The organism is Kribbella sancticallisti (assembly GCF_039530625.1).
Lineage (GTDB): Bacteria > Actinomycetota > Actinomycetes > Propionibacteriales > Kribbellaceae > Kribbella > Kribbella sancticallisti.
In genome coordinates this window covers 64,851-83,353 of record NZ_BAAAOS010000033.1, presented here as the reverse complement: position 1 = coordinate 83,353, position 18,503 = coordinate 64,851, and the positions used below count along the sequence as shown (strand labels likewise).

The window sequence follows — 18,503 nt, the reverse complement described above, 5'->3', positions numbered from 1 at the left end:
GCTTGCAATACCTACGTAACTACGTACTATCCACAATGTGGAGAACCCTGTGGATAACCGGCTCGCAGAGCTGGAGAGGCGCATAGCAGCCCTCGAATCCACAACCCACGCCCCCCAACAACCGTCCCCGCCGGACGACGATGCGTTGGAGGCTTTGGCTGGGCGTGAGGACTGGTCTCGCTGGGCCACCTCACTGGCCGCTCTCGGGAATCCCGTCCGGTTGACGTTGCTCCGGGAGATTGTTCGCGGCAACAACACCGTCAGCGCGCTCAGCGCCGTCGAAGGACTCGGCACGAGCGGGCAGATCTATCACCATCTGCGGCAGTTGACGGCTGAGGGCTGGCTCCACAGCCCGAGTCGCGGCATCTTTGCCCTACCCCCGACGCGGGTGGTCGCGCTGCTGGAGATTCTGGTCGCACTGGAGAGATAAGGCCCCATGAAACTGATCGCCGTACTGGTAGCGATTGCCGTGGCCGCCGCAGGGTGGCTGGTCCGCCCCCGCAGCCTTGAGCTCGACCAAGCCCGAACCGGTGACCTCCAGCTCCAGAGGTTCATCGACGAGCGCTACGACGGCCCCGGGCATCGCCTGGCCGTCGCGGTGATCAGGGCGGACTCGATGACGTTCGCGGGGCGAGGTGCCAACGAACACAGCCCTTTTGAGATCGGCTCGATCAGCAAGGCGATGACGGGCCTGCTGCTGGCCGACGCGGTACGCCGTGGCGAGGTGACGCTGGACCAGGAGGTCGGGTCGCTCCTGCCACTCGGCGACACCGAGGTCGCCGGCGTGACGTTGGAGGACCTGGCGACCCACTACTCGGGACTGCCCTCGACTTCGAGCAAGCTGTTCGTCGCCGCCCGCTCCCTGCTCGCCAGTCTCAGCGCAGGCAACCCCTACCCGTACGACGTCGACGATCTGCTCGCGCAGGCCCGGGCCGCTGGAACGAGCGGACGCGGCAAACCGGAGTACTCGAATCTCGGTGGAGCACTGGTCGGCCAGGCCTTGGCGCGGAAGGCCGGCAAGAGCTACCCCGAACTGCTCGACGAGCGACTCCTGCAGCCTCTGCTGATGAGCGAGACCCGCGTGCCGAACACCGAGGTCGGGGCGGCGCCCGAGGGCTACAGTTCCGGCGGCCGCAAGGAGGCGCCGTGGATCCAGGACGGCTACGGCCCGGCCGGCGGTGTCGTGTCGACGTCAGGTGATCTGGCGTTGCTGCTGCAGTCCCGGCTGCGAGGAGCCGGGGTCGAGGCGCTCGCACCGAAGCGGGACTTCGAGGACGGCGACCGGATCGGCTTGTTCTGGATCACCAGCCCGCTGAACGGGACCGACCACGACATGGTCTGGCACAACGGTGGTACCGGCGGTTACCGCTCCTTCGTCGGGCTCGACCTGGAACGGAAACGAGCCGTCGTGGTGCTGTCCGACGTCGCCGCGGACGTGGACGCGTTCGCGACCAAGCTGCTGGCGGAATCATGAGGAACGTCTTCGTCCTGGCGCTGGCCCTCGGCTACCCGCTGCTGGCGATCTGGCAGATCCAGGCTCGCAAGCTCCGGGACCGTCTCGATCTCCTGATCGTCCTCGCCGCGGGCGTGCTCTTCCTCCTGTTCGCCCGCGCCACGACCGACTGGCAGGCCGTGCCGCCGTGGATCTGGCTGATCGGCCTCGTCCTGCTGGCCGTCGCCACCGCCTTGGCCGGCTGGGCGTGGCCCGCTCTGCGCTGGATCGGCTCCGGCCGTCCCAGGCTGCGAACCACGTCAGTCGCAGTCCAGTTGGTGATCGCCGCCGTCCTGGTCGCCGTGCTGGTCTGAGCCCGGCGAATTCCACGCAGGCGCGATCGCGAGGCTCACTTCGACTGGTCGAGCACCCACAACCCGGTGAGGCCGCGGAAGTGGGCGAGGAACTTGTCCTGCTCGTGGGCGGGATAGGTGGCGGCGACGGTCTCGCGCAGGATCCGGTCGAAGTCCTCGCTCCCGGCCCACTCGACGAGTTGCTCGTCGAAGTGCGGCAGGTGGGTGGCGCACCACTCGTGGTACTTCGCGGTCTCGAAGTATTCGTCGGCCAGCGCCAGGTATCCCTCGATCTTGGCGTCGTAGTCGAGGGACTCGTCGTCGGCGATCGCGAAGTACCGCTCGGTGTGCAGGTCGACCTTGGTCCGCCGGCCGGTGGCCAGCGAGAACACCGACCACTTCACCAGCGCGCCGATCGCCCACGGGAAGTAGTAGTGCAGCGAGGTGATCGCGACGTCGGGGCAGGCGTTCGCGTAGTCGATCGGGTGGACCGAGTCGCCGTGCACGAGCATCTCGCAGGAGTTGAACTCCCAGCCGAAGAAGGCGTTCACGATCCGGCTGATCGCGACCGCCTGGTGGCCGGCCGACGGGCTGAGGAAGTCGTGCGAGACGGCGTACCGGTTGTGCATCGGTTCGTCCGGCCGGAAGTCCATCACCATCGTCTCGGCGCCGATCGACAGCGCCCGGGCGAACTTCTCGTAGTCGACCGTGGCCTGCAGGTGCATCAGCATCTCGCCGGACTCGTCGTAGGCCTGATGCAGGTCGTCGCGGTTCTTGATCCGGGACACGCCACGCCAGCCGCCGCCGTCGAACGGCTTCATGTACATCGGATAGCCGAGGTCGTCGGCGATCGCGTCCAGGTCGAACGGCTTGTTGTACTTCGCCGCCGTGTACGCCCAGCGCACGTTGTCCACCGGGTTCTTGTACGGCACCAGCACGGTCCGGGGGATCTTCAGGCCGAGCCGCAGCATCGCGCAGTACGCGCTGTGCTTCTCCATCGACTGGAACGTGAACGGCGAGTTCAGCAGGTACGTGCCGTTCATCAGCGCGGCCTTCTTCAGCCACTCGCGCGGGTGGTAGTACCAGTAGGCGAGCCGGTCGATCACCAGGCCCACCCGGACCGGGTCGTTCAGGTCGAACGGCTCGATGGTCAGCCGGTCGGTGCCGAACTCGTGGGTCGTCCCGGCCGCGTCCGTGACCGGCCCGACCCGCCGCAGCAGGGCCTCGAACGCCTGCGGCCAGTCCTCCTCGGCGCCGAGCAACAAGCCGATCAGATGCTGAGAGCGGTCAGCCATAAGAGCTCCAAGGGAAGGAGAGGAGGGTGGTCAGGAGAATCGGGGCAGGTGGTGGGCGATCTGCTTGCGCCACCAGGGCCAGTCGTGGGCGACGTCGTGGCCCCAGAGGTCCAGTTCGTGCGGGATCCCCTTGGACGCCAGTACTGCGGCCGTGGCGCGGGCCGACGGCAGCGAACCGGTCGGGTGGGTCTCCCAGTCGCCCTGGCCGACCGTGAGCACCAGGAAGACCCGGCTGCGTATCCAGTCCAGGTGTTCGCCGTCCAGGTTGGGCAGGTAGTCCGCCGGGTTGTTGAAGTACGTCGCGTCGCCGCGCTCGCCCCAAGCGTGCCAACTGGCGGCGTCGTAGTTGCCGGACTGGCAGATCGCGATCGGGAACAGGTCCGCCCGCTTCAGCGTGAAGTTGAGCGCATGGAACGCCCCGAGGCTGCAGCCGGTGGTGATGATGTCGGCGGCGCCCGGGGTGTCGCTGCCGATCGCCGGGACCACCTGGTTGAGGATCCACGCCTCGTACCGCCCGTGGTGGCGGGCGCGGTCCTCCAGCGAGATGCTGCGGTCGGACCAACTCAGGTGGTCGTAGGAGTCGACGCAGTACAGCTTGACCCGGCCGGCGTCGATCAGGTCGGCCACGGCGTCGACCATGCCGTTGCTCTCGTAGTCCCAGGCGCGGCCCTGTTCGCTCGGGAACACCAGGACCGGGCGGCCGTAGTGGCCGTAGCGGATCAGCGTGCCGGGCCGGTCCAGCCCAGGGGCCTCCAGTTCGACCTGTTCACGCTCCATCCGGCGTCACCCCTGTCCTGAGTCAGGCACTAGTGTCCCGCGGCCCACCTTTACATGTCTCTACGTCGTTTGCCTCGTCTGTGCGCGTCCCGCGACCGGACCGAGCACGGCGACGAGCACCGCCAGTACTGCGACGCCACCCAATGCCGCGGGCAACGACCACGCGCTGGAGGCGGCGCCTACCGCGGCGGGGCCGAGCAGGAAGCCCAGGTAGGCGATGGTGGTAACGGTGGAGATCGCCCCGGCCCGTCGCTCGGGTCCGGCCCAGGCCCCGGCCATGCCGATGATGGTCGGTGCGCATACCGACGTACCGAGGCCGGCTACCGCGATCCCGATGAGCGCTAGCCAAGCATTCCCGGCTGCGGCGGCTATGACCGTTCCTACGGCGGCTACTGAGCCTCCGACGATCAGTAGCTGGACCGGGCGGACACGGCTGAGTAGGGCGTTGCCACCGATCCGCCCAGTCGCTGCGGCCGCTGCGAAGACAGCTGGAGCGCTGGAGGCGAGGGCAGGGGCCGCGTGGAGGGAGGTGTCGAGGTGGACGGCGCCCCAGCTCTGCCAGGCGTTCTCCACCACGTAGGCGAGGGCACAGAGGCCGCCGAAGACCAGGAGGGCGGGTTCTAGCCTCCGCTCCGCCTTCTCCTTGACTACCCGCTCGGTGGCGGCTCTCGAGCCCGGCGCGAGGAGGGCGACGGCGATGATGAGGACCACAGCGAAGACGCCACCTAGCACCGGGAGGGCGTCGGCCCCCGCGGCGCGCAGGCCCGCAGTACTGAGGCTGGCTGCTACTACGGCTATGGAGAAGAGGCCGTGGGCCAGGTTCATCAGCGGCTTGCCGGTGGTTGCCTCCGCGGTTGAGCCGGTGGCGTTGATCGCTACGTCGGTCGCGCCCGAGGTAGCGCCCAGCAGGAACAGGGCCGCGCTGAGGGTGGCCGCTGAGTCGGCGAACGCCGGGAGCACGCCGCAGAGTCCGAACAGGACCATGACCGCCGGCAGCACCTGGCCGCCGTACCGGTCGATCAGGTAGCCGGTGAACCGCATCGAGACGAGGGCGCCGAGGCCGACCATCAGCAGAGCAAGGCCCAGTTGCCCGTCGCTGACGCCCGCTTCCGCCTTCACCGCAGGCAGGATCGCGCCCCACGCACCCCAGAAGAGACCGAACGCGCCGAAGCCACCGAGTGTCCTGAGCACCCGCCCTAGCCTAGGTCCAGACGCGGTTCAGGAGGTCAGTCAGACTGGGGTCGAAGACATCGCGCCAGGCGGTGAAGTTGTGCATGTCGGGGGTCTCATCGAAGGCGACGTCCAAGGCGAGGCCGGTCAGGTGGGCGGCCATCACCCGGTTGTTGTGGACGTTCTCCTCCGGGGTGCCGGCTGTCATCGCCACGGCAGGTTGCGAGGGGGCGGCCGTTGCCTGGAGCACCTGCTGGACAAAGCCGGTGACCTCCGCGTAGTACTCGAAGCCGGACTCCTGGGGGTCGGTGTCGAGGGCGAAGAACGACCCGGACTGCAGGAAGAGCCCGGCGAACGTGCCGGGGTGGTTCCATTCGGCGTACAGGGCGGCGAGGGCACCGAGGCTCGCGCCCATCATCACCGGCAACTTGCTCTTGTACTGCGCCTGAACCGCCGGCAGCACGTGCTCCGTCAGAGCCTCCGCGTACTGCGGGTTGGCGGCGTACCAGAGGTTCCGCGAGCCCGGCCGGAGCAGCGCCAACCGGAACGGCGGCAGCGTGCCGTCGGCGACCATGGCGCCGACGTAGTGCGTCAGGCCCGCGTACGACGCGAACTCCGGCCCGTCGTGCGCCAGCAGCAACGGCAACTCGAAGCCCGGCGCGATCCCCTCCGGCGCCCAGACCTGGACGTCGACCGGTCCGACGGGTGTCGGGTCGACCGCGAGCGCGGTCAGGTCGGCCGCGATCGGCTCGACCGTGATCCAGGCGGGCTCGACATAGCCAGGCAGCGGCAACCAGGAGTGCTCACCGAAGGCGCCGCCGACCACCCGCGGGTTGGTCGGGTCGGTCCGCATCCCCGCGTCGGGGATGTCGAACAGGTACTCCATCCGGTGCACGGACGGCCGGGGCAGCCGCAGCTCCCAGCCGTAGTCGACCGGCTTGAACTCCAGCAACTCGGCCGCCAGCCCGAGCTCCTCCCACAACCGCACACCGGGCAGCGCGTGCTGCGGGTCCGCGAGGCGAAAAACCACCTCGGCACCCTCAACCGCGCTCACCACCGCCTTCTCGGACATCAGACCACCGTACCCGCGCCCTCCACAGAGCCTGCAGGGAAGGCGCCAGGAAGACTGACAGACCCTGTCAGGAATGACGGGTAATCTCGATGAGATGGTGGACCTTGCCGACATCCGCGCCGCGACCGAGGGCTTGCCGCGGAGCTACGAGGTGCTGGTCCGGGACCAGATCAAGTTCCGGGTCGGCCAGATCGTCTATCTGGCGGTGGCGCCGGACGAGAAGTCGATGGGCATCGGGTTCCCGAAGGAGGAGCGCGACGCGATCATCGCGGCCCAGCCGGACAAGTTCTTCCGGCCGCGGCCGTCCGACGAGCGCTTCCGGTGGATCCGCGTGCACCTGGACGCCATCGACACCGACGAACTCCGGGAACTGGTGCTGGAGGCCTGGCGGATGTGCGTCCCCAAGAAGGTAGCCGCGGCGTACTTCGACCGGCCGGACTGAGTACCGGAAGCCTGAGTACCGAGGCCCGAGTACGGAGGCCCGAGTACGGCCCGAGTACGGGAGGCCTCGTCGGGGAACCGGGAAGAGGTGATCGATGGTCCGGGTAGGCCGCAGAGTGCGCTTCGGCTCCGCATGGTGCTGGCGCTGATCGGCGTCGTGCTCTTCCTGCTCCTCGCCGTCCTGGTGTCCACGATGGACGTCCCGGCGGCGCTGGTCGTGGTGCCGATCGCGCTCGCCCTGGTCGGGGTCTTCGATCTCGGGGTCGTGGTCAACCGGCTGCGCCGGGAGCGATGACCCGGCGATGACCCAGCGATGACGCAGCGCGGCCGGACAGGGGCCTAGGGCAACATTCCGGGCCCGGATCATCCTCAGGTATGACGGACGCGCCGCCGAGGGGCGACTCAGGTCACATCCGGACCCTCCCTGGGGCCGATGTCCGGCGGCCGGCCGCGCAGCACCCTTGACGGTATGACCGGAGACTTCCTACCCAACCGCCGCCAGGCGTCGGTCCGTACCCAACTGCTCGCCGTCGTCGTCCTGGTCGCTGCCGTTGCTGGCGGCATCTACCTGCTGTCCTAGGGATCAGCCTTCCCAGCGGACCTCGGCCTCGCCGGGCCGTACGACGCCGGCCTCGTAGGCGACGACGACAGCCTGGACCCGGCTGGACAGGCCGAGCTTGGACAGCACGCTGCTGACATGGGTCTTCACTGTCGTCTCGCTCACGAACAGCTTGGCGGCGAGGTCGCGGTTGGACAGCCCGCGAGCCATCCACACCAGGATCTCCCGCTCCCGATCGCTCAGCAGCGCGAGCGGCCCGGTCCAGCGTGCCGCCGCCGGCAGGGCGGGCTCGGCCGGACCGTTGCCGACCTGCCGCTCCAGCTCGACGCACCGCTCGAGCAGCACCCGGGTCGAGGCCGGATCGACCAGCGAATCACCCCGGTGCACCGCCCGCACGGCCGAGACCAGCAGGTCCGGATCGGTGTCCTTCAGCAGGAACCCCGACGCCCCCGCCCGTACTGCGCTCAGCACGTACGCCTCGTCGTCGAACGTCGTGAGCACCAGGACCGCGGGCCGGTTCCGCCCACTCTGCTTGGCGGCGGCCGTGATCCGCTCGGTGGCGACCAGCCCGTCCATCACCGGCATCCGGATGTCCATCAGCACCACGTCCGGGTCGTACTGCTCGACCAGCCGCAGCGCCTCCTCGCCGTCGCCGGCCTGCGCCACGGTGGTCAGGTCGGGCTCGTGGTCGAGGATCATCGCGAGCCCCATCCGGATCACGCCCTGGTCGTCGGCCACCAGGACCTTGATCTGGTCTGTCACCTCTGCGGCGGCAACCATGCCTGCACTCTCCATCCACCCAGTGGTCCGGCGGTGACGGCCAGCGTGCCGCCACTCGCCTGCGCCCGTTCGCGCATTCCGATCAGTCCGTTGCCGCGACCGCTCTCGCTGCGCCGGGCGCTCTCCAGCACGTTCGCCGGCGGTGGCCCACTGCCACCGTTGTCGTCGATGGTGAGCAACTCGCCCCGCGGTCCACTTTGCCAGGCCACCTGAGCCGCGGTGGCCCGCGCGTGCACCATCACGTTCGTCAGCGCCTCCTGGATGATCCGTACCGCGGTCAGGTCGGTGGCCGAGGTGAGCTGCCGGGTCCGGGTCGGCAGGTTCATCGTCACGTCGATCCCCACAGCCTTCAGCCGATCGCCCATCCGCGCGACGTCCGCGAGTTCGGGCACCGGCGCCCGCTCGCCGTCGGCGCCGGGAGCCGCGTTGTTGAGCACCCGGACGGTCTCGCGCATCGCGGTGAGTGCTTCCTTGCCGCTGGCCGCGATCCAGCGGACGGCTTCGCGCAGTTCCTCTGGTTTCTGGTCCGCCACCCGGTCGGCCGCCTGCGCGCGGATCACCACCGCGCTCATGTGGTGCGAGACCACGTCGTGCAGGTCGCGCGCGATCCTGGTCCGCTCGGCGGCGGCGGCGCGCTCGGCCTCGATCGTCCGGAGCCGGACCAGGGCGGCGTTGCGCTGCTCGAGCACCAACAGGCTCTTGCGGCGGCGCAGCGAGTTCGCGCCGAGCAGGACCATGCCGCAGATCAGCGCCTCCGCGAAGACGAACAGGGAGACGTCGATGTAGCCGTACAGGCTGGGCAGGTCTCTGGGCAGGTTCTGGTACCGCGCGCCGTAGCGGGTGATCTCGGGCGGGCTGTAGCTCAGCACGATCGCGACGACCGTGGGCAGCCCGATCATCAGGCCGGCGAGGCTGCCCATCGTGAAGAACAGACAGGTGAGTCGGCGGACGCCGGCGGACGCGGCCAGGTAGCCGACGACCAGCAGGGGGACCAGGTGCAGCTCGGACTGCAGCGCCGCGTCGCTGATGGCCGGGGCCCGGAAGATCCTGAGGCCCAACTGCTCGGCCAGGCCGGTGCCCGCGGAGGCGTACACGAGCGGGTACAGCAGAGAGACCAGGACCAGCGTCGTCCGCGGGATCTGGCGGACCAGCGCCACGGTCAGCACCAGGAAGATGCCGGTGACGACCGACACACTAGGGTTGGCCGGCCGGTATCCACTGTTGTTGATCAGCGCCAGCCCGGAAAACCACCCGACGCCGATCAGCGCCGCCAGCAGCAGGTCCTGCTGCAGCGACGGCAACCTACGCCAGAAGCTCACTTTGCTGAGCGTAGTCGCGGATGGCAATCTACGGCTCCTGCACGCGAACGGACGGCCTCTCCAACTTTAGGAGGAGACCGGGCGTCCGACCTCGTACCCAGGTCCGACCAACGGCTGCCCCAGACGGTCCCTGGGACCGATGTGGCGACCCCCGCCGACCCGAGAGGCTGTACCCCATGAGCAACCACCTTCCGCCGCGCCGCCCGTTTCGGGTGCGAACGTGGTTGCTGTCCGTGACCGGTCTGGTCCTGGTCGGCTCGCTGATGATCTGGCACACCCAGGTGATCGAGCTGCTCGACCTCGACTCCTCGGGCGACAAGCAGCCGGTGGTCGCGGGTGCGCCCAACGGGGAGGCACCGCAGCCGGTCAAGTCTCAGCTGACGACCCCGCCGCCGACGCCGAGACCGAAGCCGAAGAAGACGCCGAGCCCGACGCCGACGAAGAAGTCCACCAACTCCCGGGCGTCCGAGACCGGCGGGTACTCGGAGGAGGACATCAACGGTTTGTCCTCGAAGCTCCGGACCCGGCTGAAGAAGGCGATCAGTGCCGCCCGGGCGGACGGCGTACGGATCAGCATCACGTCGGCTCGCCGCAGTGAGGCCAAGCAACGGCGGCTGCTCCAGGAAGCGATCGAGCGGTACGGCTCGTACGAGGCGGCGACCCGGTGGGTGCTGCCGCCCGAGCAGTCCGCGCACGTGCTGGGCAAGGCCGTCGACATCGGTCCGCAGGCCGCGATGACGTGGCTGAACAAGAACGGCTGGCGCTACGGAATCTGCCGCCGCTACGACAACGAGCCCTGGCACTTCGAGGCGCTCACCACGCCCGGCAAGAAGTGCCCGCCGCGCGAGGCCCACTCGGGCGCCACAGCAGACTGACCCATCGATGACAGCACCAGGGGAGCGCAACTCATGACGATGACATATGCCCAGCCGATCACCCGGCGAGCGACCCGCGGCCGGCACGTCGTACCGGCGTTGTGGCGGCAGGTCGTGCGCGCCGGAGCCGGAGCCGGAGCTGCCGAGCAGGCGGTGCAGGCAGAGCAGGACCGGTCGGCCTTCACCCAGCTGGAGATCTACGACGGCGTGCTGACCGCGTTCGACCGGCGCGTCGAGGTGCTGGACGCGATCGCCGCGTCACCCGACCGTGAGACCTCGGTACGCCGGGTGCGCGAGCTGCTGGATGTCTCGCACCTGCAGGCCACCGCGATCCTCGACCTGCCGCTGCAGCGCTTCACCACCGAGTCCCGCGACCGGATCGCCCACCGCGCCGCCGAGCTCCGGGCCGCGCTGTCACGCTGACTTTCCCTCCCAGGTAGGTCCGACTTGCCGGAACGATTTCGGGAAAGGAGGATGTGCCACCGGCCGCGGCCGGCCAGGTAAGAGCGTCGCTGAGGGGCCCCGCTCATACCTGGCCGGCCGTGAACCGTTTCCGGCGCATCAACCCTTTCCGGCGCATCAACCGTTTCCGGCCGGCGCATCAGCCGTTCAGCAGGTCGAGGAGTGCTTCGGCGTAGGCCTGCTCGGCGTCCTCGGCCACGTGCCGGGTGTCGGTGAGCACGACGGCGTAGCCCTCCTCGACAGCCTCCAGCCGCTGGAAATGCCCGCCGAGCAGCTTGCGCAACTGCTCCTCACGCGGCAACCAGATCACCTCGCGCTGCTCGATGCTGTCCAGCGCCCACTCGGTCGTGCCGTTGAACCCGATCACCTTGCCGCCGGGATAGTCGTGCACCTCGACCGTCATGTCGCTGACCACGAACACATCGTCATCCATCTCCCGGTCAGGCACCACAAACCGATCCCCGGCCGCCGGCACCCACAGTGCCCCGGCCTTCCGCAACCTCCGCGCCTGCTCAACTGTGATCACCATCCCATCGTGCCCACCCCCGGCAAACGCTTCACATCCCCCGTCCACCCGCCGGACAGCCGAACACCCAAGAGAACAAGAAGAGAAGAAAAGACAGAGATGAAGTTAGGTGAGCTGGGGCGGAGGTGGGCGAGCAAGCTGAGGTCGGTGGCGGTTGGGGTGGGCGAGCTGAGGTCGGCTGAGGCGAGCGAGCTGAGCTGGGTGGGTGGGTTGGGGTTAGGCGAGCCGAGCGCTTGCGGGCCTGAGCTGAGCCTCGGGTGGGGGATGGCTGAGGCGGGCTGCGCTGAATGGCCTGCTGCGGTAGTTCTGCGAGCTTGCTCGCGGGCTCAGGGGCGACATGCTGCGACAGCTAAGCCCGGGAGCAGCGAGGGCCAGCGGTGCAGTTTGGGTTCTGCGAGCTTGCTCGCGGGCTCAGGGGGCGGGGCGGTCAGGGGACTGCTCGCCAGTATTGGTGTTTTTCTTTGTCTTTTACTGCTACGTCCAGTTTGGCTAGCTCTTGGCGGAGTTCTCGGAGGTCGGACTTGTCGCTCTGGGTGAAGGCCTTGGAGCGGGCTCGGAGGATGGCGTTGGCGGCGGGAGGGAGGTCGGGGTCGTCTTCGACCCAGCGGCGGAAGGCATCCGCGTGAGGGTCGCCGTCGTCGGACCAGGGGTAGCTGTGGGTGCGGAAGGCCTCGGGGATCTGCAGGGCCTCGGACTTCAGTTGGTCGTGCCGTTCCCGCGCGAGTTCCGCCGAGCGGGCGTCCTGGAGGACGATCTCCCGGCCGTCGAGGAACGCGACCGCCACCTGGTTCCGCGGCACCCGCGTCGTCACCTTGTTCTTGACGAACTCGACGTCGGTGTTGGTGATCGTCACCTTGAGGGTGTCCTCCAGCGCGATCGCCGCCAGCAAGACGCCCGCCAGCGCGCCGACCACGGTGAAGATCGCCACGACCCACCACCCGTCCCACCGCGAGATCAGTTCGAGTGGACCCTGCAGCGGCAACCACGGCTGCTCGACCGCCCAGTCGGCGATCCGGGGCAGGAAGAAGCCGAGCGCCAGCCCGAGCAGCGGCAGCCCGCCGTACAGGAGCAATTTGTCGGCGGCGGAGTGACCAATCGTGGTCTGGCCGGCGGTGTCGGCGCTCATGAGATGCTCCTCGGCTGCTGCGTGGCGAGACCGAACAGGGTGACCAACTCTTCCCCGTACGCCGTCAGGTCCGTGCCCGGGTGGTCCGCCCAGTAGGTCAGGGCGCCGTCGATGCCCTGGGTGATCGTCATCGCCAGCACGACCGGGTCGAACCCGCGGAACTCGCCGGCCTGTTGCCCCGACCGGAGTAGTTCGACGAGTTCGGCGACCGGGGCCGCATCACGCTCGGCGAAGACGGGCCTGCCGTCGGGGCCGCGGTGGTTGACGATGATCTCGGCCACCGCGACCAGCCTGGTCTGGTTGTCGCGCATGTAGGCGAGCCGGGACCGGATGTACGCGCTCAGCCTCCCGGTCGCGGTCGACTCCGCCTCCAGGAACGGCCGCATGAACGCGGCCCAGTCGTCCATCACCTGGGCGACCACCTGCTCGAGCAGTTCGTCCTTGTTGGCGAAGTGGTACGAGATGACGCTCTTGCTGATCTCGGCCTGCTCGGCGATCCGGGCCAGCGACGACTGCCCGTACCCGACGGCTGTCACGGTCTCGATCGCCGCCCCGATGATCTGTCGCCGCCGCGCGGCCTGGATGAACGACACTCGACCGCCCGCACCGTTTTTAGACCGCATGGCCTGATTTTAGCACGAACCAACCTCTTCGGACTGAGGTTGGACGGTCGCAGGGCGGGGTCGACCCCGGCTGCGACGATGCTGGACATGGCGCACAGCGAAGGAATCTGGTTGCGGTTCCTGTCCGGTCCGGAGATCGACTCGCTGGGGCTGACCCGGCTGGAGATCGTCGACGCGGTCGAGGCCGCGGTCCGCGACCACGGTGAAGGCGAGACGAGTTTCGAGCCGCGGGTGCACCTGATGCCGGACAACGGCGGCATCGGGCACTTCAACGTCCTGCGCGGTCACCTCAACCGGCTCGGCGAGCACGGAATCAGCGGCGTGAAGGTGGTCGGCGACTTCGTGCCGAACTACCAGGTCGGGCTGCCCAGCGAGTTGGCGATGGCGACGCTCTTCGACCCGACCACCGGCGTCCCCTTGGCCGTCCTGGACGCGACGATGATCACCGCGGCCCGGACCGGCGCGATGACGACGGTCGGCGCCCGCTACCTGGCTCGCCCGGACAGCAAGATCCTCGCCCACGCCGGCTCCCGCGGTACCGCCTGGTGGAACGTCACCATGCTCGACGACCTGTTCGACCTGGACGAGATCCGGGTGACGTCTCGCCGGCCCGAGTCGGGGGAGAAGTTCGCCGCCGACCTGTCCGCTGAGCTGTCCACCCCGGTCCGGGTCTTCGCGACCGCCGAGGAGGCGTTCGACGGCGCCGACGTGCTCGTCGAGGCGACCCGTCTGACCGAACCTGAACCGCTACTGCGAACCGCTGCCGTCAGGCCCGGCGCCTTCGTGGTGCCGTACGGCACGATCAGCGCGGTCGAACTCGATCTGCTGGACGTGATGGACAAGGTGGTCGTCGACGACTGGCGCGAGGCGCAGTCCGGCCGGTTCGGCTCACTCCGCCGGCACGTCGACACCGGCCGGCTCTCGCCCGAGACCCTGTACGCCGAGCTCGGCCAGATCGTCGCGGGCCGGCGGCCCGGTCGAGAGAACGATGCCGAGCGCAACCTCTTCTGGCATCGCGGGCTCTCCCTGCTCGACGTCGCCATCGCCCACCTGATCCTGCGTCGGGCCGAGGCCGCCGACGTCGGCACGATGCTCAGATTCCACTGACATGCAGATCGGCGAACCAGCAGACCTGGGTCCTCGGCAGCTGACCGGTACGGACCCGATCGAGCTCTCGCAGTCCCTCCTCGACCGCCTCCGAACCACCCGGTACGCCGTACTGGCCGCGCTCAGTGGCGGTGATCCCGTCTACGGCGTGAACACCGGGATGGGTGCCATGAGCAAGCGTCGTCTCGACGAGGACGAGCAGCGGGCCCATCAACGCAATCTGCTGCTGGGTCGAGCCGCGGGAGGGCCACCGTGGCTCCCGCCGGACGAGGCGCGGGCGGTCGTGATCGGCCGACTGAGGACCTTCCTCACCGGCGACGCGGGAGTCTCGCCGGAGCTGTGCCTGCAACTGGTTGCCTTGCTCAACAGCGGGCTCGTCCCGGCGATCCCGGTCGGCGGCGCCGGATCGGCAGGGGAGATCATCCCGCTGGCTCACGCGTTCGGGCCGCTCGTCGGCATCGGCAACCTCCTCGAGCCGGACGGGAAGCTCAGACCGGCCGAGGGGGTGTTGCCGGCGTTCGAGCTCGGTCCGAAGGAGGGCATCTCACTGCTGGCTGGGATTCCCGGTGCGACTGGTCGTGCCTGGCTCCAAACCGACCTCGCCCGGCGTCTGGCCGAACAGCTGAGTTTGGTTGCCGCCGGCTCCATTGCGGTGATCGGCGCCAACCGAGATCCCTACAACCCCTTGTCTGGAAGGGGAGATGAGCTGCTAGCAGCCCAACTGGAGCGAATCCTCCTGTTGGCCGGACCGGAGGGCAAGCCCCGGTCCCTGCAAGCACCGGTTTCGTTCCGAGTGGCAGGTCATGTCATCTCGCATGTCGAGAGAGCCGTCGGTCGGCTGGAAGAAGCCGTCGATCGGGCGCTGACCGGAGTGACGGATTCGCCGGCGTTCCTCAAGGGTGAGTTCGTCGGAACCGCCGGGTTCCATGGCATCGACCTGGCCGCTCACTGCGATCAACTCGTGGCCGCGCTGGCCCACGCCGCCGAGGTGTCCGCCGCGCGCATCCATCGCCTGCTCGACCCTGCGGTGACTGGCCTGACCGCACAACTGGCGCATCAGCCGGGCCCACAGGCCGGGCTGGTCACGGTGCACAAGAGAGCGGTTGCCACCTGCCACTATCTGCGTCGACTGGCATTGCCCTCGGCAATCGGTGCGGTTGAAACCTCCAACGGGCAAGAGGATGTGCAGAGCTTCTCCTGGGAGGCGGCCGGGGTGCTGGCCGAGTCGATCCGGCTCACCCGCGAGGTGACAGCCTGCGAACTGCTCGCGGTGCACCAGGCCTTCGCGTTGTCGGAGCGCCGGGTGCCCGCCGGGTTGCGGGACTTCCTGGGCGCGGCGGCGGACGTCGTACCGGCGATCGAAGCCGACCGTCCGTTCGGTGAAGATTTGACCAGGTTGATCGACCGGCTGCGTTGAGCACGGAGGGTTTGCTGATCGTCACGCCGGGTACCCGGCGGTCGAAGGCAAAGTTGCCGACGACAACCAGAACGGGGAGAACGATGAGCACCGCTCAGGAACTGGAAAGGGCGATCGGCCGGGACGTCTACGACGTGGACGGCCAGAAGGTCGGCACTGCGGCGAACCTCTATGCCTCCGACCTGTCCGGCGAGCCGGAGTGGGTGACGGTCCGGACCGGCCTGTTCGGCACCAAGGAGTCATTCGTGCCGCTGACCGGCGCGCACACCGAGCAGGATGGGCTGCATGTCGGCGCCCGCAAGGACGCGATCAAGGACGCGCCGCGGATCGACGACCAGGGTCATCTGTCGGAGGCCGAGGCGGCGGAGTTGTATCGGCACTACAACCTGCAGGCCGCGCAGTCGGGCCAGATGCAGAACCAGCAGCAGAACCGCAAGCGCGGCATGGGCGATGCGGGCTCGATGGCCGGGCAGGAGTCGATGGTCAGGTCCGAGGAGCAGTTGCGGGCCGGGACCGAGACCGTCGAGACGGGCAAGGTGCGGCTGCACAAGCGTGTCGTGACCGAGGAGCAGCAGGTCAGCGTGCCGGTCAGCCACGAAGAAGTCCACGTCACCCGCGAGCCGATCGCCGGCGGACAGCGCGATGGTGGCCGGGCTGACGGGCGGCGCGGCGAGGGCAGGATCCAGGAAGAGGACCGCGAGGTCGTGCTGCACGAGGAGCGCCCGGTGGTGGCGAAGGAGACCGTCGCCGTCGAACGCGTCGGCCTCGACACCGAGACCGTGCACGAGGAACAGCAGGTCAAGGACACGGTCCGCAAGGAGCAGATCGAGGTCGAGGACACCACCGACCCGAAGCACCGCAAGCGCTGATCAGCGCGCAAATGCTCCGCGTTCGCCTGGCCTACCTAGCGGGGTCAGGCGAACGCGGTTCCCAACGACAGACAGTTCAGGCGTCCCGGCGTTGCAGGACGAGGTAGCCACTGAAGAGTGCGGCTGCGGCCCAGGTGGCCAGAACCAACAGACCGGTCCACGGTCCGAGTGGGGTGTCGTCTCGGGGCGTGAGCAGCATGATCTGGTGCCCGGCCTGGTCGGGGAGATAGTAGGTGAGGGTCTTCAAGCCGGGGATCGTGGTCAGCAGCGTGGAGATGACGAAGAAGAACGGAATCAGGACACCCAGCGCCAGCGCGGTACTGCGCAGGAGCAGAGCCACGCCGATGGAGAGCAGGCAGATCAGCGTCAGGTAGAGGCCGGTTCCGACGACGGAAGGCGCCGGGATCGGTGAGGGAGCCGATGCGGGACGGCCGCGATCGCGGACCGGATCGTCCCGCTGTCGTACTCCGTGCCCACCAGCAGCACCCCGAACGCGATCACCAGGATCTGCCCGAGCGACACCGCGCCGAGCGAGAACTCCGTCGGATCGAAGGACTCCTGGTACGACGCACTGGTCTGGCCGAAGGTGCTCCGCAGCCGCAACCCGATCGCGACCGTCAGCCCGGCGGACACCAGAAACGTCAACCACAGCGATGAAACGGTTGACCTGATCGTCCGGAACTTCGTCCACTCCGAGAGCAGCAGATTCCGCAGCGTCACGACTCCACCCCGCCCGACCGGTACTCGACGGACCGGCTGGTCAGCTGCAGGAACGCGTCCTCCAGCGAGTCGTGCTCGGCGACGAACTCCGCCATCCCCACGTCCGCGAGCAGCCGCCCGCGACCGATCACGATCAGGTGGTCCGCGGTCAGCGCCATCTCGCTCATCAGGTGACTCGAGACGAACACTGTCCGCCCTTCCTCGGCGAAACCCTTGAGCAGGTTGCGGATCCACAGGATGCCCTCCGGATCGAGCCCGTTCACCGGCTCGTCGAAGAGCAGGATCTCCGGATCGCCGAGCAGCGCCGCGGCCACGCCGAGCCGCTGGCTCATCCCCAGCGAGAACCCGCCGGCCCGGCGCGAGGCCGCCGCCCCGAGACCGACGACCTCGATCACCTCGTCCACCCGGCCGCGGTCGATCCCGTTGGTCTGCGCGAGCCAGAGCAGATGGTGGTACGCCGTCCGGCCGCCGTGCACCGCGCCCGCGTCGAGCAGTGCCCCGATCCGGCGCAGTGGATCCGGGCAGTCCTCGTAGCGGCGCCCGTCGAGCGACACCGACCCCGCGTCCGGCCGGTCGAGCCCCAGCATCATCCGCAAGGTGGTGGACTTGCCCGCGCCGTTGGGGCCGAGGAATCCCGTCACCAGTCCTGGCCGGATGTCGAACGTGAGCCCGTCGACGGCGAGTTGCTGCCCGTAGTACTTGGTGAGATTTCGTACTTCGATCATGCCCGGCAACTGTTCCCGGGCAGGCGCCCGAGCACATCGGCCCACGGTCCGTCAGACCGTGGGCCGGGTGCCGGCGGGATCAGCGGTGGCTGACCGACAGGTTGTAGATAGTGGTCTGGCCGTAGTTGCTGGTGTCACACGGCGACGAGTTCTCGCAGTTGGCCAGTGTGTAGACGCCGGCCTTGAAGTAGCCGGTGGTGAAGCTGACCGGGATCGTGGTCTGCAGGACGCCGTTGTAGTACGCCTTGATGGAGCCGTTGCTCACCACGAACTTGGCCTGGAACCTGGTGCCCAGCACGTAGTTGCTGTCGACCAGTTTGTAGTGCGTGTCGTTGTCGCGGGTGATGTAGAGCGCCTTGCCGTCCAGCCGGAAGGTGGACCGGTCGTTGCCGTCGTGGATCTGCCCGGCGATCAGGTGCGGTTTGGTGTTCGGCAGGTGGTTGATGGCCTGGTCGATCACCATCGTGTGGGTGCCGGAGTTCGAGGACCACTTGGCCTCGGTGGTGCCGTTGGTCTGCATCTCGCGCAGCTCGGACCGCGCGTAGGTGGTGTTCGGGGTCTTCACGCCGTTGACCGCGTTCCGGAACTGGACGCCGTCACAGGCCGAGGTCGGCTTGAACCACGGCGACAGGACGTAGGTGTTCAGCCGCGGTCGCAATACCTGGAGAATTTGGGTGCCGGACTGGTTGGGGTCGTCGATCGGCAACTGGACCTTCCACCGGGTCAGGTCGAGGACTTGGGCGGGATAAGAGCAGGCGGCCGGTGCGGCCGTTGCCGGGCTGGTGGTGAGCAGCGCCGCGCTCGCGAAGAGCGCGGACAGAAGGGCAAGGGGGCGGGTACCACGCATGGTCGAAC

Annotated in this window: 23 protein-coding genes; 10 read left to right on the top strand and 13 right to left on the bottom strand. The window is 68.5% G+C overall.

Annotated elements, in window-relative coordinates; all coding sequences use genetic code 11:
- Positions 1-37 precede the first annotated feature (37 nt).
- Genes ABD255_RS23875 through ABD255_RS23865 form a run of 3 tightly spaced genes read left to right on the top strand, consistent with a single transcriptional unit; the run spans position 38 to position 1,806 of the window.
- Positions 38-430, top strand: a complete 393-nt coding sequence (locus ABD255_RS23875) for an ArsR/SmtB family transcription factor (RefSeq protein WP_344217585.1) — start codon at positions 38-40, stop codon at positions 428-430.
- 6 nt (positions 431-436) lie between these two features.
- On the top strand, positions 437-1,474 hold the full coding sequence (locus ABD255_RS23870; protein ID WP_344217583.1) for a serine hydrolase domain-containing protein: 1,038 nt from the start codon (positions 437-439) through the stop codon (positions 1,472-1,474).
- Complete coding sequence (locus tag ABD255_RS23865) at positions 1,471-1,806, top strand: hypothetical protein (protein WP_344217581.1); 336 nt, start codon at positions 1,471-1,473, stop codon at positions 1,804-1,806. Before ABD255_RS23870 ends, ABD255_RS23865 begins: the two co-directional genes overlap by 4 nt.
- Before the next feature lie 35 nt (positions 1,807-1,841).
- On the opposite strand, the gene ABD255_RS23860 is transcribed toward ABD255_RS23865, so the two are convergent.
- Genes ABD255_RS23860 through ABD255_RS23845 form a run of 4 tightly spaced genes read right to left on the bottom strand, consistent with a single transcriptional unit; the run spans position 1,842 to position 6,099 of the window.
- Entirely contained in the window at positions 1,842-3,080 is a 1,239-nt protein-coding gene (locus tag ABD255_RS23860) for an ATP-grasp domain-containing protein (protein WP_344217579.1), read from the bottom strand.
- A gap of 30 nt (positions 3,081-3,110) precedes the next feature.
- Positions 3,111-3,857 (bottom strand): esterase family protein, encoded by a 747-nt coding sequence (locus ABD255_RS23855; RefSeq protein ID WP_344217577.1) that lies wholly within the window; start codon positions 3,855-3,857, stop codon positions 3,111-3,113.
- A gap of 60 nt (positions 3,858-3,917) precedes the next feature.
- Positions 3,918-5,048, bottom strand: coding sequence for an MFS transporter (locus ABD255_RS23850; protein ID WP_344217575.1), 1,131 nt, complete (start codon positions 5,046-5,048; stop codon positions 3,918-3,920).
- Between the two features lie 10 nt (positions 5,049-5,058).
- A complete protein-coding gene (locus ABD255_RS23845) occupies positions 5,059-6,099 on the bottom strand; it encodes an alpha/beta hydrolase (protein WP_344217573.1) in 1,041 nt (346 codons plus the stop codon).
- 94 nt (positions 6,100-6,193) lie between these two features.
- On the opposite strand from ABD255_RS23845, the gene ABD255_RS23840 reads away from it, so the two are divergent.
- Positions 6,194-6,541, top strand: a complete 348-nt coding sequence (locus ABD255_RS23840; protein ID WP_344217571.1) for an MmcQ/YjbR family DNA-binding protein — start codon at positions 6,194-6,196, stop codon at positions 6,539-6,541.
- 87 nt (positions 6,542-6,628) lie between these two features.
- A complete protein-coding gene (locus ABD255_RS23835) occupies positions 6,629-6,835 on the top strand; it encodes a DUF6343 family protein (protein ID WP_344217569.1) in 207 nt (68 codons plus the stop codon).
- 288 nt (positions 6,836-7,123) lie between these two features.
- On the opposite strand, the gene ABD255_RS23830 is transcribed toward ABD255_RS23835, so the two are convergent.
- Together ABD255_RS23830 and ABD255_RS23825 are read right to left on the bottom strand one after the other, a co-directional pair.
- Positions 7,124-7,861 (bottom strand): response regulator, encoded by a 738-nt coding sequence (locus ABD255_RS23830; protein ID WP_344217885.1) that lies wholly within the window; start codon positions 7,859-7,861, stop codon positions 7,124-7,126.
- Positions 7,858-9,198 (bottom strand): sensor histidine kinase, encoded by a 1,341-nt coding sequence (locus ABD255_RS23825; protein ID WP_344217567.1) that lies wholly within the window; start codon positions 9,196-9,198, stop codon positions 7,858-7,860. Before ABD255_RS23825 ends, ABD255_RS23830 begins: the two co-directional genes overlap by 4 nt.
- Positions 9,199-9,374: 176 nt before the next feature.
- Between ABD255_RS23825 and ABD255_RS23820 the strand changes: the two genes are divergently transcribed.
- Both ABD255_RS23820 and ABD255_RS23815 read left to right on the top strand, forming a co-directional pair.
- Positions 9,375-10,073, top strand: a complete 699-nt coding sequence (locus ABD255_RS23820) for a M15 family metallopeptidase (protein ID WP_344217565.1) — start codon at positions 9,375-9,377, stop codon at positions 10,071-10,073.
- Positions 10,074-10,106: 33 nt separating this feature from the next.
- Complete coding sequence (locus ABD255_RS23815) at positions 10,107-10,496, top strand: hypothetical protein (RefSeq protein WP_344217562.1); 390 nt, start codon at positions 10,107-10,109, stop codon at positions 10,494-10,496.
- A 178-nt stretch (positions 10,497-10,674) separates the two neighbouring features.
- Here the strand turns inward: ABD255_RS23815 and ABD255_RS23810 are convergent, their stop codons facing one another.
- The 3 genes from ABD255_RS23810 to ABD255_RS23800 all read right to left on the bottom strand — a co-directional run bounded on the left by ABD255_RS23810 (position 10,675) and on the right by ABD255_RS23800 (position 12,810).
- Positions 10,675-11,064: a pilus assembly protein CpaE gene (locus ABD255_RS23810; RefSeq protein WP_344217560.1), complete on the bottom strand. Its 390-nt coding sequence runs from the start codon at positions 11,062-11,064 to the stop codon at positions 10,675-10,677.
- A gap of 424 nt (positions 11,065-11,488) precedes the next feature.
- A complete protein-coding gene (locus tag ABD255_RS23805; protein WP_344217558.1) occupies positions 11,489-12,187 on the bottom strand; it encodes a YqeB family protein in 699 nt (232 codons plus the stop codon).
- On the bottom strand, positions 12,184-12,810 hold the full coding sequence (locus tag ABD255_RS23800; RefSeq protein WP_344217555.1) for a TetR/AcrR family transcriptional regulator: 627 nt from the start codon (positions 12,808-12,810) through the stop codon (positions 12,184-12,186). Before ABD255_RS23800 ends, ABD255_RS23805 begins: the two co-directional genes overlap by 4 nt.
- Positions 12,811-12,897: 87 nt before the next feature.
- On the opposite strand from ABD255_RS23800, the gene ABD255_RS23795 reads away from it, so the two are divergent.
- The 3 genes from ABD255_RS23795 (at position 12,898) to ABD255_RS23785 (ending at position 16,203) form a co-directional block, all read left to right on the top strand.
- A complete protein-coding gene (locus ABD255_RS23795) occupies positions 12,898-13,917 on the top strand; it encodes an ornithine cyclodeaminase family protein (RefSeq protein ID WP_344217553.1) in 1,020 nt (339 codons plus the stop codon).
- 1 nt (position 13,918) lies between these two features.
- The gene (locus ABD255_RS23790) at positions 13,919-15,334 is read left to right on the top strand and encodes an aromatic amino acid lyase (RefSeq protein WP_344217550.1); all 1,416 of its coding nucleotides are present in this window, start codon (positions 13,919-13,921) and stop codon (positions 15,332-15,334) included.
- An 83-nt stretch (positions 15,335-15,417) separates the two neighbouring features.
- Entirely contained in the window at positions 15,418-16,203 is a 786-nt protein-coding gene (locus tag ABD255_RS23785) for a DUF2382 domain-containing protein (protein WP_344217547.1), read from the top strand.
- Between the two features lie 76 nt (positions 16,204-16,279).
- Here ABD255_RS23785 and ABD255_RS23780 read toward each other — a convergent pair whose 3' ends face one another.
- From ABD255_RS23780 to ABD255_RS23765, 4 genes are all read right to left on the bottom strand, one after another.
- Positions 16,280-16,543 carry a hypothetical protein gene (locus ABD255_RS23780; protein ID WP_344217545.1) on the bottom strand — a complete coding sequence of 88 codons (264 nt, stop codon included), beginning with the start codon at positions 16,541-16,543 and terminating at the stop codon, positions 16,280-16,282.
- A 26-nt stretch (positions 16,544-16,569) separates the two neighbouring features.
- Positions 16,570-16,923 (bottom strand): hypothetical protein, encoded by a 354-nt coding sequence (locus ABD255_RS23775; RefSeq protein WP_344217543.1) that lies wholly within the window; start codon positions 16,921-16,923, stop codon positions 16,570-16,572.
- The gene (locus ABD255_RS23770) at positions 16,920-17,648 is read right to left on the bottom strand and encodes an ABC transporter ATP-binding protein (protein ID WP_344217541.1); all 729 of its coding nucleotides are present in this window, start codon (positions 17,646-17,648) and stop codon (positions 16,920-16,922) included. Before ABD255_RS23770 ends, ABD255_RS23775 begins: the two co-directional genes overlap by 4 nt.
- A gap of 79 nt (positions 17,649-17,727) precedes the next feature.
- Positions 17,728-18,495, bottom strand: coding sequence for a polysaccharide lyase family 7 protein (locus tag ABD255_RS23765; protein ID WP_344217538.1), 768 nt, complete (start codon positions 18,493-18,495; stop codon positions 17,728-17,730).
- Positions 18,496-18,503 lie beyond the last annotated feature (8 nt).